The 14,028-nt window shown below is 66.0% G+C and carries 12 protein-coding genes, 1 pseudogene and 1 riboswitch; of the genes and pseudogenes, 3 read left to right on the forward strand and 10 right to left on the reverse strand.

Annotation, left to right across the window (positions count from 1 at the left end; translation table 11 throughout):
* Positions 1-38 precede the first annotated feature (38 nt).
* The 8 genes and pseudogenes from SJY20_RS08200 to SJY20_RS08235 all read right to left on the reverse strand — a co-directional run bounded on the left by SJY20_RS08200 (position 39) and on the right by SJY20_RS08235 (position 10,302).
* Positions 39-977: a FecR family protein gene (locus SJY20_RS08200; RefSeq protein ID WP_380786219.1), complete on the reverse strand. Its 939-nt coding sequence runs from the start codon at positions 975-977 to the stop codon at positions 39-41.
* Positions 950-1,522: an RNA polymerase sigma factor gene (locus SJY20_RS08205; RefSeq protein WP_380786220.1), complete on the reverse strand. Its 573-nt coding sequence runs from the start codon at positions 1,520-1,522 to the stop codon at positions 950-952. Before SJY20_RS08205 ends, SJY20_RS08200 begins: the two co-directional genes overlap by 28 nt.
* Before the next feature lie 187 nt (positions 1,523-1,709).
* Positions 1,710-1,853, reverse strand: coding sequence for a hypothetical protein (locus tag SJY20_RS08210; protein WP_380786221.1), 144 nt, complete (start codon positions 1,851-1,853; stop codon positions 1,710-1,712).
* 871 nt (positions 1,854-2,724) lie between these two features.
* Positions 2,725-3,501, reverse strand: coding sequence for an acyl-CoA thioesterase (locus SJY20_RS08215; protein ID WP_380786222.1), 777 nt, complete (start codon positions 3,499-3,501; stop codon positions 2,725-2,727).
* 4 nt (positions 3,502-3,505) lie between these two features.
* Positions 3,506-3,673: a hypothetical protein gene (locus SJY20_RS08220; protein ID WP_380788610.1), complete on the reverse strand. Its 168-nt coding sequence runs from the start codon at positions 3,671-3,673 to the stop codon at positions 3,506-3,508.
* Positions 3,674-3,743: 70 nt separating this feature from the next.
* A pseudogene (gene metE / locus SJY20_RS08225) lies at positions 3,744-5,453 on the reverse strand (5-methyltetrahydropteroyltriglutamate--homocysteine S-methyltransferase); the annotation flags it as partial.
* A 105-nt stretch (positions 5,454-5,558) separates the two neighbouring features.
* Positions 5,559-5,787: riboswitch (cobalamin riboswitch) on the reverse strand.
* Positions 5,788-5,872: 85 nt separating this feature from the next.
* Positions 5,873-8,872: a TonB-dependent receptor gene (locus SJY20_RS08230; RefSeq protein WP_380786223.1), complete on the reverse strand. Its 3,000-nt coding sequence runs from the start codon at positions 8,870-8,872 to the stop codon at positions 5,873-5,875.
* 83 nt (positions 8,873-8,955) lie between these two features.
* Positions 8,956-10,302, reverse strand: a complete 1,347-nt coding sequence (locus SJY20_RS08235; protein WP_380786224.1) for an oligogalacturonate lyase family protein — start codon at positions 10,300-10,302, stop codon at positions 8,956-8,958.
* Between the two features lie 192 nt (positions 10,303-10,494).
* On the opposite strand from SJY20_RS08235, the gene SJY20_RS08240 reads away from it, so the two are divergent.
* From SJY20_RS08240 to SJY20_RS08250, 3 genes are all read left to right on the forward strand, one after another.
* Positions 10,495-11,133 carry a hypothetical protein gene (locus SJY20_RS08240; RefSeq protein ID WP_380786225.1) on the forward strand — a complete coding sequence of 213 codons (639 nt, stop codon included), beginning with the start codon at positions 10,495-10,497 and terminating at the stop codon, positions 11,131-11,133.
* A gap of 118 nt (positions 11,134-11,251) precedes the next feature.
* Positions 11,252-11,563: a hypothetical protein gene (locus SJY20_RS08245; RefSeq protein WP_380786227.1), complete on the forward strand. Its 312-nt coding sequence runs from the start codon at positions 11,252-11,254 to the stop codon at positions 11,561-11,563.
* A 76-nt stretch (positions 11,564-11,639) separates the two neighbouring features.
* On the forward strand, positions 11,640-12,314 hold the full coding sequence (locus tag SJY20_RS08250; RefSeq protein WP_380786228.1) for a hypothetical protein: 675 nt from the start codon (positions 11,640-11,642) through the stop codon (positions 12,312-12,314).
* 33 nt (positions 12,315-12,347) lie between these two features.
* Here SJY20_RS08250 and SJY20_RS08255 read toward each other — a convergent pair whose 3' ends face one another.
* Positions 12,348-13,244, reverse strand: coding sequence for a glycosidase (locus SJY20_RS08255; protein ID WP_380786230.1), 897 nt, complete (start codon positions 13,242-13,244; stop codon positions 12,348-12,350).
* Positions 13,241-14,014, reverse strand: a complete 774-nt coding sequence (locus tag SJY20_RS08260; protein ID WP_380786231.1) for an SDR family NAD(P)-dependent oxidoreductase — start codon at positions 14,012-14,014, stop codon at positions 13,241-13,243. The genes SJY20_RS08255 and SJY20_RS08260 overlap by 4 nt, the downstream gene beginning before the upstream one ends.
* Positions 14,015-14,028 lie beyond the last annotated feature (14 nt).

Raw genomic sequence — 14,028 nt, forward strand, 5'->3', positions numbered from 1 at the left:
TGTACCCTGCTGACGGGGGAGGCCGGCGAAACCGCTAGTTAGGCGGGAACAATTTTGTGCGGTTGCGAATAGAGGACCGTCAGCGACCCTTGCCGACGCACCGTAATCCCGAACGACGCGTGCAGTGCCGCGAGGAAATCGTCGGGGTCGTTCGAGGTGAAGCGGCCGCCGATGCGGATCGCGCGAAGGCTCGGATCGCCGATCGCGAGCTTGCGGGTCAAATAGCGGTTATAGTCGGCGAGGACCGCGTCCAGCGGCTGGCCCGAGAGCACGATTTCGCCGCGACGCCAGCCGGCTGCGCGGTCGCGTGCGGTGTCTCCGACGTCTGCCGTGATCGTCGCCTTGCCGACACCAGCGGTCAGTTGCTGCCCTGCCTCGACGTGCGTCGCGTTTGGCGCGCTGAGTGCGCCGGCCAGAACCAGCACGGTGCTCGTCGGGCCCTGGACGCGCGCATTATACCGTCCCGGCGTCAGGCCGGCCTGCACGCTGGCCGTGGTCAACGCGCCGTCGCCGCGTGCTATATCGAGCGCGATCTCGCCGCGGTTCAGCCAGACCCGCGCGCCGTCCGCACCGTCGGTCCATTCGACGGCAGTGTCGGTGTTCAGATCCAGCCGCGTGCCTTCGCGCAACAGGATCGTCCGCCGTTCGCCGACCGCCGTCGTTGCCGACGACCGTGCCCAAAGCCGCGTTCCGGTCAGGCCGACGCCGACCATGCCCATCACCGACGCGGCCTGCAGCAGATGACGACGCGACAGGCGCGCCGCCGGCTGCGACGGGGCGATCGGATCGGTCGACGCCAGCGACCTTGCATCCGACAGGTTCGTCCAGACTGCAGCGACCTGCGCGAAGGTGGCGGCGTTGCGTGGATCGCGATCACGCCAGGCCTCGAACGCGGGCAGGTCCGCCTTGCCGCCGTCTAGCGCGACGAGCCAGGTTGCGGCCTGCTCGGTCAGACTTGGCGTTTGCGTCCTTTCCATGGACCGACCTTATCTTCCTGGTACGGGGCCGCCAAGTCGGCGGTTCGCCCGGCCACGAGCATGGCAAGCCCCTTGGCGAGATGCTTCTCTACCGTAGAGACGGACAGGCCGAGCATGTCCGCTATCGCTTGCGGCGAAAGACCGTCGTATTTTCGCATCTGCACCACTTTTCGGCATTGCGAGGGCAGGCGGTCCACCGCCGCGACCAGCGCGGCAAGTTCGGTCTTGCCCGACAGCACGGCCAGTGCGTCGGGGCCGTCGTCGCGGATCTCCAGCAGGTCGGCAGCGGCGATATGGTCGATCCGGACGATGCGCGCGCGGCGCAACCGGTCGAGCGCGAGGTTGTGGACGACGCGCATCGTGAACCCGACCGGGTTGCCGATCGCCCGCCAGTCGGGTGCGCCAAGCAGCTTGGCATACGCCTCCTGGACCAGATCCTCGGCATCGGCCGCGCCGACTAGCCGCGCCGCCAGCGCACGATAACGCACCGCTCCGGGCAGCACTGCGTCGATCAGCCATCGGTCTATATCGCGAAGCCAGGCCATGTCGCCCCCTTGTCGGAGCGCGTTACGCGGCGTGCATGACAGTTTGAGGGCGTGGCGCCCGTTCGGGCGGCGCTGCCCGATGGCGCGACCAGCTAAGAAGTCGTGCAGGGCATGGATGCATAGCCCTAGTGCATCAGCCGTACCTGAATTTGCAGCCGAACGAGCTGGCGGTCAGTCCCCCCCGTCTTCAGGCCGCATAGCACTTGTTCATGTAGACCAGGCGCGACGGGCCATCGGCGTGGTCGGCATCACCCGGAAACTGCCGCATCGACACGCCGAGTCCGGTCAGTTCGGCGCGGGAGAGCCAGCCCTGGATCTTGCCCTGTTGCACCGCCCAGCAATCCGCCGCCGCTTCGCCGGGACCGAAGATCTGGTGCGCGCATTCATGCGTGTACCAGAAGAGCTGTTGGGCGCGGGGCAGGTCGAGGACGCGCGGATGGAGGATGATGCGGCCTTATACGCGGCGGCGATGTCGTTGATCGGCTGGATCACGGTGTCGACCGGCCCGCAGGTCGCGCGGTATCCGGCGAGCAGCAATGCACCGGGAAGGATCAACGTCTGCGCGGGCGCAGGCTGGGGACAGAGGGCGAGCACCGACGCGGTAGCGCCGACGAGGAATTTTTTGAGCATGATGATCCTGGCCCCGCGAAGCGCAGGGTCGTGCAAGTGTCTAAGTTCTGGTGGTTTTTCCCGTCCGCAAGCCGACGGTGGATCCTGTGCGACTGCTAGTCGAAAGGAGATGTCCGAGCGCGTTCGGCACAGAACGCAGCATTGTGGATCGGGACGAACCGGATGCGCGCACGCGCGCCATCGCCTATGTCCGAACGAAAGATCGGTTGCATGAAGTGTCTCCGCCGACGTTCGTGAAACCGCGTCATCCGTGGCTTCCGCCGGCAGCGGAGCAGAGGATGTTTCCGAACTCTTTGGCGTGGTGCGACTTTGCGCATCCATGAGGGTGGGGTGCGATCAGATCGCGCAACCTACCTAACCTATGTTGGTCGTATAGGATAAACGGCTATTGACCGGTAAAGATGCACGTCTCGAAAATATAACTTACGTTAAGTATACAAGGTAAGAGTCTATCGCGAGTATTTGATCGAGCGGGACTGATTCCTCGACTGATTTTTATACTATCGACCTAGTACAACGCGGTCGTCGCTGACGTGTGGCCGCAGTGGCGCGCGTTGCCTGCGCCGGCTCGTCTAGCGGTCGATCGGCTTTGGTTTGCCGTTCGGGTCGACCGCGACCATGACGAATTCCGCCGATGCGGCGTGCTGACGGACGCCGGTGAGCAAATCTTCCGACCACAGGGCGACACGGACGCGCATCGAACTCCTGCCGGTCATCACGACGTCGGCCATGATCTCGGTCATGTCGCCCTCCCGGACCGGGGCGCGGAAATCGACGCGGTCCGATGCCGCCATGACCATGACAGCACGCGATGCCCGGGTCGCGGCAATGAACGCGCCCTTGCCGAGCATCCGCAGCGCGTCGCCACCGAACAGCGTGCCGTAATGGTTGGTCTGCGGCGGGAAGACCATGTCCATCATCCGCAGCGATTGGCCGCCGGGCGCATCCTGGCCGAGCGGCATCGCCGGCAACGGCAGCCGGGTTGTCGGACCCTTGATTGCGACCAGCGTGAAGCGGCCGCGAGTGCACAGGCGACGGTCGCCGCTGAGCAAGGTCTCGGCGACCAGTTCGACCTCGACGTCGATCGAACTTGTGCCGACGCGGAGGATCCGCCCGGTCGCCTCGATCAGTTCGCCCTTCAGCGCGGGTGCGGCGAAGTCGATTCGTTCGCACGAGGCGGTGACGAAGGGCGCGCGGCCATGACGCGACGCCGCGAGGAACGCCACCTTGTCCATGTGCGCGAGCGCCACGCCGCCGAACAGCGTGCCGTGGTGGTTGGTGTCGCCCGGGAAGACCATGTCGATCAACCGGACGACGTCATGTACCGCCACCGCGTCCTTCGTCACCATCGGTTCAGCCCTGCGCCATCAGGTCGGCCCGCAGCGTCCTGGCGGCGGCGACCATCGCCGCGATCGCCGGCTTCACCTCGTCCCACTTCCGCGTCTTCAGTCCGCAGTCGGGATTCACCCAAAGCTGCTCGGGCCGCAGATACTGCCCGGCGAGCCGCATCAGCGCGACCATCTCGGCCTCGGACGATCTGCCGACAGGTCGCCTCGCGGGGCTGGTCGTCGCGGACGAACGACCAGTTGAGGATGGTCACCGGCCCGGTGAGCATGCCCTTGACCGGCCTGGTCGTCAGGCCCTGCGCATAGCGCCACCAGTCGACGGTCATTGGTTCTGGCCGCGATACGTCGCCGTACAGGATCGGCGGGCGGACGCAGCGCGAGCCGTAAGACTGGACCCAGGCGCTGACCGTGAAGGCGAAGCCCGACAGCTGTTCGCCGAAATACTGCACCATGTCGTTGCGTTCGAACTCGCCGTGCACGAGCATGTCGAGTCCGACCTTCTCCTGCCAGCGGATCGCGCGTTCGGTTTCTTCGCGGAGGAACTGCAGGTAGGCTGCGTGATCAAGGTTGCCGCGATTATGCTCGGCGCGCGCGTGGCGGACCTCAGCGGTCTGCGGGAACGATCCGATCGTCGTGGTCGGGAATGCCGGCAGGTCGATGACCGCGGCCTGTGCGACCTTGCGTATCGGGTAACGCGATTGCCGATCGCGCATCGCCGGCGTCGCTGCGGCGATGCGCTCCGCGACCGCCTGGTTGTGGACGAGCGGGGAGGTCCTGCGGTTGGCGACGGCTTGAGCGGATGCTGCCAGCTCGGTCGCAACCGTGTCGCGGCCCTCGTTCAGCGCGCGCTTCAGGATCGCGAGCTCCTCGATCTTCTGAACGGCGAAGGCGAGCCACTGAGTCACCTCGGCATCGAGCTTCCGTTCCAGCGCGAGGTCGACCGGGGTGTGGAGCAACGAGCAGGACGGCGCGAGGATGACGTCGCGGGTCGCGGCGATCGGGGCGAGCCGGGCGAGGAGATGTTCGAGATCGGCGCGCCAGATGTTGCGGCCATCGATGATCCCGAGCGACAGCAGCAGCGACGCCGGTGCGGTCTTCAGCACCGCGTCGATCTGATCGGGCGCGCGTACCAGATCGACATGCAGCCCCTGGACCGGAAGCGCGGTGGCGAAACCGAGATTGTCGCCGAGGCCGCCGAAATAGGTGGTGAGCATCACCTTGACGCCCGACCGCGACAGCCGGGCATAGGCGCGGGTGAGCGCGCTGCGCTGGCGGTCGTCGAGATCGAGCACCAGCACGGGCTCGTCGATCTGCACCCATTCGGCACCTGCGCGCGCGAGATGGCCGAGGATCACCGCGTAGAGGCCGAGTACCTCCTCGAGGAAATCGAACGGATCGACATCGCGGCCCTTGGCGAGGCTGAGCCAGGTGACGGGGCCGAGTAGGACCGGCCGGGTTTCGAACCCTTGCGCCTTGGCCTCGCGATATTCGTCGACGATCTTGAGCGGGTTCAGCGCCAGTTTTTGCCCGGCGGCGAGTTCGGGGACCATGTAGTGATAGTTGGTGTCGAACCACTTGGTCATCTCGCAGGCGGTCAGGCTCGCGTGGCTATGGCCGCAGCCTTCGCCGGCGTCCGTGGTGCCGCGCGCCATTGCGAAATAAGTTGAGAGATCGGCCTGGCCATCGCCGGCGCCATAGCGGTCGGGGATCGCGCCGAGCATGACGCTGGTGTCGAGGACGTGGTCGTAGAGCGAGAAGTCGTTGGACGGCAGCCAGTCGGCACCGAGCGCGCGCTGTCGCGTCCAGGCGGCGGTGCGAAGGCCGGATGCGGCCTGCAGCAAGTCCGGTTCGGACGACTTGCCCGCCCAATAATGTTCGAGTGCGGTTTTCAGTTCGCGGCGTGGGCCGATGCGTGGAAAGCCCAGTGTGGCAACAGTGACGGTCATGGTCTTCATACCCCGATGAAGGGCGAGGAAGACGGATGGTCACAGGCATCGACACGCGTCCGGACAGGGCCCGGCCGTGCGCATGCAAGCAGCCAGCCCGGGATCCCCGCCGGTGGACGTTATCGCGTCGAAGGCAGGTCTCCTGGCTCACGGGTCGTAACGACGGTCTGGCCTTCCCAGCGGTTCGCACCGCCAGTGACACTCGATGACCGCCGCTCGCCGCTTACAGTTGCGGGGGCAGCGCCGGCATAGGATCTGGCTCCTGAAAGGAGATCCGCACCGGCTTCCCGTCTTAGCTTCGGCGCGCTCTCACGGCCGAAGAACCTTGACGCGACGTGTGTCCCAGCTTCGGCGAGCGGGGTCAAGCGTCATATAAAGAATTCTTTATATGACGCTTTGGGGGTGTGTCGGAGGTCGTCCGGACGGTGCTAGAACTTGTACCGCGCGCCGGCGAAGAACTGGCGGCCGGTCTTCGAATAGACCTGCTGGTCGCGCAGGCCGACGCCGTCCCAATAGCTGGTCGCCTGGTTGGTCAGGTTGATCGCGTCGAACGACAGCGTCAGCCCGTCGGTCAGCTTGTACGACAGCGAGGCATCGACGTTGGTGGTGCTGTACGACCCCGTATAGTCGGCGAGCCCCGAGCGCAGCGGGACCTGGCGGACATATTCGTCGCGATAGGCGAGCGAGACGCGCGCCGACAGTCGGCTGTCCTCGTAATAGAGCGTCGCATTGGCGGCGTTCGGCGACACGTTGGTCAGCGGCGCGATCAGCGTCGGGCCGTTGGCATTGGTGGTCAGGATGTAGCGGATGTTCGACTTGATGTGCGTGTAGTTCAGGATCGTGCCGAAGTTCGACAGGAAGCTCGGCAGGAACGTGAAGGGCTGCTGGTACTGCAGCTCGAACCCCTTGATCTTGCCGCCGGTGGTGTTGACGTACGACGTGATGTTGGTGGTGGTGTTGGGGTCCTGAGACGCGGTCAGCAGGCCGAGCGGCAGGCCCGCTGCGGCATAGGTCGTGGTCGAGCTGATCTGCTGCACGAAGCTGGCGATATCCTTGTAGAAATAGCCGGCCGACAGGATCGCGCCGGGCGCGAAATACCATTCCGCGCTCGCGTCGATATTGGTCGCGCGGTACGGGTCGAGCTGCGGATTGCCGACGGTCGCGGTGAACGGCGACTGTGCGGTGCCGATCGAGCCGCCGGGCGTCAGGAAGCCGAGCGAAGGCCGCGACATCACGCTGGCGGCCGCGGCGCGCACGGTGATCTTCGGCGTGATGTCGAGCGCGGCGTTCAGTGCGGGCAGGAAGTCGTCGTAGTTGCGCTTGACCCGCACCAGCGTGCCGGTGCCGACAAAGCCGCGCGAGCGCTGATAGGTCTTGGCATAGCGGAGGCCGGCGTCGCCGCGCAGCGTCATGCCGTTGGCGAGCGCGATCTTCCAGTCGAGCTGGATGTACGGGCTGATATCCTGCTCGACGACGGCGCGGTTGTCGCCCTGCGCACCGGTGCCGACGCTACCGATCCGGAAGTCGCCATATTGGTTGATGCAGTAGCAATCGACATTGTACGCCGCCATGATCTTGTCGATGTCGGGCACGATGAAGCTGTTGCTCGACCCCTTCGGGATACCGATCGTGTCGATCGTGATCGCGGGCAGGCTGACATCGGCCATGCTCAACCCGGCGGAGGCCAGCGTCGGGATGACCGTGGTGCCGGCGATGCGCTGCTGGCGTTCGGAGATGAAGGTGAAGCGCTTGGCGGCGATGCCGATCTTGCCGGTCAGTTCGTCGGTCAGCTCGTATTTGAAGTCGACCTTCAGGTTGCGCAGCCGGTTGGTCACGCGCGAGGTGAATTCGCGGATATTGTCGTAGCCGTTCTGGAACTGCCAGTTCGACGGATTGGTCGCGTCGAAGCCATAGCTGACCAGCGGCGTGGTCTTGTTGTCGCCGCGGGCGTCGTAGACGAAGCCGTTGCCGTCGAAGCGGCTGAACGTGACGAGCCGCGAATAGGGGTTGTCGAGCACCGAGTCCGACTGGCCGTAAAGGATCGAGGCATGGCCGCGGTCGCCGATCTCCTGCTCGATGTGCAGGTCGACCTGGTAGAATTTGGTCGTCGAGATATCGTGGCTGTTGGTGACTGAGAAGTCGGTGCCGTCGAACACGCCGTAGACCAGCTGGCCGTTCTCGACGACCGCGTCGCGGACCTTCATGTTCGGCCGGCCGGTGAGCTGCGCCGCGGTCAGGCCTGCTGCCGCGACCCCGGCGCCGCGGTTGAGGCTGATCGGGTTGGTGGCGAGGTCGTTCTTGTCCTGCTTGTAACGCGAATAGGCGGCATCGAGCGTGATGACGCTGGTGTCGCTCGGCTTGAACTGCAGCGTACCGGTGAGGCCCAGGCGTTCCTGCTTGTTGAGGAAGCGGCCATAGCCGGGCAGGCGGGGCACGAAGACGCCCGGCTGGTTGATCGTGTTGTACGCGGCGGGCGTCGATCCCGGATTGGCGCCGGTCGCGGCGATGCACGGCGAGGTGCGCGGCGCGGTGCCGATCAGCGGGTTGACCGGGGTCGTCGGGGTGTTCGGGACGACCGGGCAGAAGCCGTTGTTGAGATCGCTGTAATCGGTCAGCGAGGTGTTGCTATAGGCATCCTCCTGCGTGACGCGGGTATTGTACGCCGCCGACAGCAGCAGGCCGATGCGGCCATCGGCGAAGGTGTCGCTGATCAGGCCGACCAGACGCGGCGCGACCTTGTCGTTGATGTCGTAATAGGCGGCCTGGCCGGAGATCGCGGCCTGGAACCCCGGATTGTCGAACGGGCGGCCGGTCTGCAGGTCGATGGTTGCGCCGAGCGAACCCTCGTCGACTTCGGCCGATTGGGTCTTGCGGACGATGATCGAATTGAACAGCTCGGAGGCGAACACCGAATAGTCGAACGCGCGGCCGCGGTTGACGCCGGCGCCGAGCGTCGAGCCGGTGGTCGCCGAGATCGCCTCGATCCCGTTGAAGCGGGTCCGGCTGAAATCGCCGCCGAGGCCGCGCACCGTGACGGTACGGCCTTCGCCGCCGTCGCGTTCGATCGAGATGCCGGGAATGCGCTGTAGCGAGTCGGCGAGGTTGGCGTCGGGGAAGTCGGCGATGTCGGCGGCGTTGATCGCGTCGACGACGCCGGCCGACTGCTTCTTGATCTGGATCGCGGAGGCGAGCGACTGGCGGAACCCGGTGACGACGATGTCGGGGCCCTGCGCGCCGGGGTCGGCGGCGATGGTCGCCTGCGGCTGCTGATCGGTCGGCGTCGGCTGCTGCGCGGGGGCGGTTATCGCCGGGTCCTGCGGGCTGACGAGGGTGTTCTGTGCGACGGCCGTTGCCGGCATCGCCAGCGCGATCGCGAGCGCCGCGGTGGCCGAGCCGGTGGCGAAGCGACGATGATAGACGTTACGCATGATATTCCCCTCTGAGCGCCCTGTTGGATGCTTGTTGTCGTGCAAGACCGTGCCGTGTTTTCACGGCTACGGGTTGGTGGTCGTTATCGTGTCTTGGCGATCTCGACGGCGTAGACCTGGGTCGCGCCGGATATGTTTGCACGGTATACCAGCCACTTGCCGTCGGGCGTGAAGACGCCGTTGGGCTCAAGCCGGTAATCCTGCTTGGCCATGTCGACCAGCTTCTCGGACGTGAAAAAGCCGGGATGGATCAGCGTCTCGGCATTCGGCGCCTTCAGCCCGGCGACGTCGGGGATGCCGTGCGGCGTGAACGCGTAGAGGTATTTCCCGTCGGGGGCGTGCGCGACCATTTCGGCGTCGCCGCCATCGCCGGAGAACATCGTGCCGTCAGGCGAACTGTTGAAGTGCACCGACCATTCGTTGCGCTGCAGATGGTATTTGGTGCGCCGCCCGCTGGCGACGTCGTAGCCGGCAACCCAGAAATCCTCGCCGCGCGGCGTCTGCAGGTCGTACCAGATCGTCTTGCCGTCATGGCTGAACCATTCGTGCCCGGCGATCTCCATGTTCATGGTGCGGGTGTGGAGTTTGACCGGTGCCGCGTCGGGCTGGTCGACGCGCATCAGCCAGAGCCGGTCGACCTTGTGCCATGGCCCTTCGTGGCAGAACATCAGGACGTTCGGATCGGTCGGCGAGAACTGCAAATGGTTGAGCCAGTCGGTCGCGCGCCGGATGGTACGGTGCTGCCCGGTCCGCGTGTCGACCACGAACATCGACATCGGGATCGCCGATTCCAGCCGCTCGTTCATGCGGACTTCCTTCGATTCCGCATAGCTCATCGGCCGGCCGTCGGGCCAGTTGGCGCGGTAGTCGGACTGGTCGAAGCGGGCGTCGCGCTTGGCGAAGGTCTGCAGCACGCCCGCGGTCGCGCCTGGATCGGTCAGGACACCGCCGAGCAGCGTTTCGTCCGCGTTGATCGTCTGGATGTCGCCGTTCGGCACGTCGGTGATCTTCCGCGATCTGCCGGTATCGATGTCGACCGCGAACACCGTCTTGGCGCCCGAACGGTCGCCCGCTGTCCCTAGCGTCTGGTAATAGACCGACCGCGTCTTGTGGCCGGTGAACAGCAGGCGGAACGGCTGCGGGATCGCGACGACCGGCGCGAGCTTGCGCGTCTTGAGGTCGTACGCCGAGATGCCCTTGGGGGTCGAGATGAGCAGCTTGTCGCCCTGCGGGGTGAAGCCGTTGTAATTGAAGTACAGGCTGGAACTGCCGGGTTCGTCTGAGATGCGGACGATGCGGTGATGGGTGAGGGGATCGACCCATTCGCGGGGTGTCGGCGCGGTCTCGGTCTGCTGCGCGGCGATCGCGGTCGGAGCCGCGAGCAATGCAGAGGCGACCAACAGCTGGGCGATGGTATGGAATTTGCTCATCAGGCTCTCCCCAAATGGCCCACGTTTTCCGCAGGTCCGTAGTCTCACATAGTAAGATCAGGTCGCATATACTCAAATTCCTGAATTCGATCAATGGTCGAAAATGGGGGTTGTTACGGTTTTCGCGTCGGCCGGCGCGACCCCGTGGCCAAGGTCGCGGGAGCAAGTTAATGCGACCGAGGAGATATGCTTATGCCAGTGCAACACCCCGTCGCCGTCACCAGGCGTAATGGCCAGTCGCGAACGCGTGCCGCGCGGGCCTTGTTCGCGTTCGCCGGCCTGATCGGACTGTCCATCGGCGCGGCGGCGTCGGCGCAGGAGTACCCGGCACGCGATGTCGGCGACTGGACGGTCGCGGTGAGCCGGGACAAGAATGGCTGTTTCCTGACCCGCGAGTATGACCGCGCCGGGAAGACTACGCTGCTCCTTGGCCTCGATCGCGATGGCACCAACCATGTGTCGGTCCTGAACGCGAACTGGTCGATCAAGCCGCGCGACGAGCTCAGCCTCGACTTTCGCCTGTCGAGCGGCGGCTATGCCAAGCACGGCGCGGTCGGGATCGCTGCGGATGGCAAGCAGGGGTTCGTCACCAGCTTCGAAGCGAAATTTCCGGGGTATTTCGCCGCGTCCAAGGCCTTCGACATCTCGCGCGGGGACGTCGCGGTCGAGCGCCTGAACCTCGAAGGGAGCGGCGCAGCGGTTGCGGCACTGCGTGAGTGCGTCGGCGTCTTGTCGGCGAAGCCTGCGGCCGGACCGGCTGCGAAGAACCGCGGCGAGCGTATCCCGACGGACCCGTTCGCGCCCGACCAGCCCCGCAAACGAAAGCGATAGCCACGGCGCGGATGCGATCCGCTGATCCCGCGAGATGCACGGCCGGACACAATGCGGATTGTCGAACCGGCGGCGCTGGGCTTCAGTTTGGGGGCGTATTTAGTGATTGGAAGAAACGATGTCCTCATTCGCGTCGAAATTTACCCCTGCAGTCGTGCTCCTGGCGGGGGCCGTCGGCCTCGGCGGCTGCGCCACCAAGTCGTATGTGAGAGAGCAGATCGCGCCTGTCAGCCAGCGCGTCGACACGCTCGAGACCAAGCTGCAGGAAACCGACGGCACCGCCAAGTCGGCGCTGGCCGAAGCCCAGGCCGCCTCGGGCCAGCTGCAGAACAGCGGCCAGCGGCTCGACCAGCTGACTGGCCGCGTCGACGGCATCGACCAGCGGCTTCAGGCGCAGGAGCGCAAGCCTGCGAAGCGCCCGCGCAACTGATCACCCACCGACCTTTTCGATCTATCCATCGGCCGTTCCTTCCCGGGACGGCCGATTTACGTTGAGCGCCATTGCAATGAACGATGTCTTTCGGGCGCTGGCCGGGTTCGCGCTGTTCGTCTCGACCGCTGCGAGCGCGCAGCAGGCCGAACCCGCACAGCTGCTACCGGTGACTGCGGACCCCGAAGCGCCGCCAGGCCCGTCGGCGGAGGCGACGCGGGTTGCCGATTGGGTGGCCGCTTCGAACGACAATCATGCGCTGCCGTACGTCATCGTCGACAAGACGCAGGCGGCGATGCTGATGTTCGACGGCAAGGGCAAACCGCTCGGCCAGGTTCCGGTCCTGATCGGGATCGCGGTCGGCGACGACGCCACGCCGGGTATCGGCAGCAAGAACCTTGCCGAGATCGGCCCCGCCGAGAAGACCACGCCCGCCGGCCGCTTCCTCGCCAAATTCGGCCGTCCGATCGGCAAGGAGAGGATACTCTGGGTCGATTACGCGACGTCGGTCGCGATCCACCCGATCCCGCCGGGTGCGAACAAGAAGGAACAGCGCCGCAAGCGGATGCTGTCGCCGACGCCGACCGACAACCGCATCACCTTCGGCTGCATCAACGTCCCCGCGGCGGCCTATGCCAAGACGATACGCCCGCTGTTCCAGCGCAAGGGCGGCTATGTCTATGTCCTGCCGGATACCAGGCCGATCGAGACGGTATTCCCCCGACTGCTGGTTCAGACCTACCCGGGATAATTCGGTCTCGGCTCTGAGATCCGGCACGTGTATCTACCGCCGGTATCGTCCGATCAACGCGCGCCGCAGCATGCGGTCTTCCAGCGAGTAATAAAGCGCGATGGCGTCGCCGTGCGCGACCGTCGACGCGGCGAATGCGATGTCGGTGGCCTCGCGGGTGACCGCGGGGGGCGGGACCAGCAGGGGTTCCAGCCCGCGCCCGGTTACCGTCGCGAAATCCGGGCTGAAGCTGATCCAGCCGATCCGCCACCGCGCGTCGTGCGTTGCGCCGTTGTAGAACATCACCGGGTCCTCGCCGGGCTCCTGCCAGATCGGCCCGGTCGAGAGGTGCCAATTGTCCCAGCTGTCCTCGCGGATCCCGAACGGATCGGGCTGGACGGTCCAGGGGCCCTTTGCGGTCGGGCCGCTGGCCATGCCGATCCGCGACGCGCCGTCCGCGGCATATTCGTAGAACAGCCGCCAGTCGCCCGCGGAAGTCTGCGCGAGCGTCGCCTCCTTGATATTGCCTTCGCCCGGCGGTGCCTTGAGGACCAGGTCCTCCTTGACCAGCATCGTCAGGTCGGGACCCGCCGCGAGGATCATGCAGCCCTGCGCCCGGGCGGCATCGACACCGGTATAATAGACGAGATATTCGTGCGCGGTGACGAGCACGGTCGGGTCCTCGCATCCGCCCAAATCCTCGGCACCGGGGCCGGGCGTGATCGCGAGGCCGGCATCCATCGTGAACGCCAGCCCGTCGCGGCTCGCCCCGCGCGCGATGATCCCGGTCGGATCGTGCGGCCCGAGCGGGTAGGGCACGCCGCGGATCATGATCCGGTAGAGGTCGCCTTCGCGCCAGACGAACGGGCTCATCAGGTCCATGCCGTCGATGATCGACGCCGCGGAGATCGTCACGGTGTCGAGCTGCTCGACCGCGTAGGTGAGCGTCACGCGCCCTGCGCCACGGTCAGCGACAGCGCGCCGTCGATCGTCACGGTGGTGCCGGTGATATAGTCCGCCGCCGGCGACAGCAGGAAGGCGACCAGCGCCGCGACCTCGTCGGGACGCCCGGCGCGCTTCCACGGGATCGCCGCTTCCTTCGCAGCGAGTTCGTCCGGGTGGTCGAGCGCAGACTGGTTCATCGGCGTCAGGATCATGCCGGGCGCGACGCCGTTCACCGCGATGCCCTTGGGTGCGAGTTCGAGCGCCAGCGTCGCGGTCAGCTGCGACAGGCCGCCCTTCGCGGAATCATAGTCGACGCCGCCGGGGCGGGGGGCGCGTTCGTGGATCGACGAGATGTTGACGATGCGGCCCTTGGCCTGCTTCGCCTCGAGCGCGCGGACCAGTCGGCGGCAGGTCAGGAACGGTCCGTAGAGGTCGGAGCGGATGACACGGTCGAACTGCGCCAGCGCCATGTCGACCAGCATCACGCCGCTCATGTTGAGCCCCGCGGAATTGACCAGCAGCGTGACCGTGCCGAACGCCTCCTCGGCGCGGGCGAACAGGCGCTCGACCGCGGCTTCGTCGCCGACGTCGGCCTGCACCGCGATCGCGCGATCCGCGCCGCCGATCGAGTCGCAGACCGCCTGCGCGGCTGCGGCATCCTTGAAATAGGTGATGACGACGCGCGCGCCGCCCTCGCCGAGCGTCTTGGCGCAGGCGGCGCCGATCCCGGATTCGCCCCCGGTGACGATGGCGATCTGGTTTTCGAAGGTTTTCATTGAGGCTGAACCGG

This window comes from Sphingomonas sp. R86521, assembly GCF_042466235.1.
GTDB lineage: Bacteria > Pseudomonadota > Alphaproteobacteria > Sphingomonadales > Sphingomonadaceae > Sphingomonas.

Excerpts from the sequence above, each read along its gene's own strand:
- SJY20_RS08240 (WP_380786225.1), top strand. The coding sequence starts at position 10,495 with ATGCCAGTGCAACACCCCGTCGCCGTCACCAGGCGTAATGGCCAGTCG.
- SJY20_RS08205 (WP_380786220.1), bottom strand. The coding sequence starts at position 1,522 with ATGGCCTGGCTTCGCGATATAGACCGATGGCTGATCGACGCAGTGCTG.
- SJY20_RS08200 (WP_380786219.1), bottom strand. The coding sequence starts at position 977 with ATGGAAAGGACGCAAACGCCAAGTCTGACCGAGCAGGCCGCAACCTGG.
- SJY20_RS08260 (WP_380786231.1), bottom strand. The coding sequence starts at position 14,014 with ATGAAAACCTTCGAAAACCAGATCGCCATCGTCACCGGGGGCGAATCC.
- SJY20_RS08220 (WP_380788610.1), bottom strand. The coding sequence starts at position 3,673 with ATGGTCGCGCTGATGCGGCTCGCCGGGCAGTATCTGCGGCCCGAGCAG.
- SJY20_RS08235 (WP_380786224.1), bottom strand. The coding sequence starts at position 10,302 with ATGAGCAAATTCCATACCATCGCCCAGCTGTTGGTCGCCTCTGCATTG.
- SJY20_RS08215 (WP_380786222.1), bottom strand. The coding sequence starts at position 3,501 with ATGGTGACGAAGGACGCGGTGGCGGTACATGACGTCGTCCGGTTGATC.
- SJY20_RS08230 (WP_380786223.1), bottom strand. The coding sequence starts at position 8,872 with ATGCGTAACGTCTATCATCGTCGCTTCGCCACCGGCTCGGCCACCGCG.
- SJY20_RS08250 (WP_380786228.1), top strand. The coding sequence starts at position 11,640 with ATGAACGATGTCTTTCGGGCGCTGGCCGGGTTCGCGCTGTTCGTCTCG.
- SJY20_RS08245 (WP_380786227.1), top strand. The coding sequence starts at position 11,252 with ATGTCCTCATTCGCGTCGAAATTTACCCCTGCAGTCGTGCTCCTGGCG.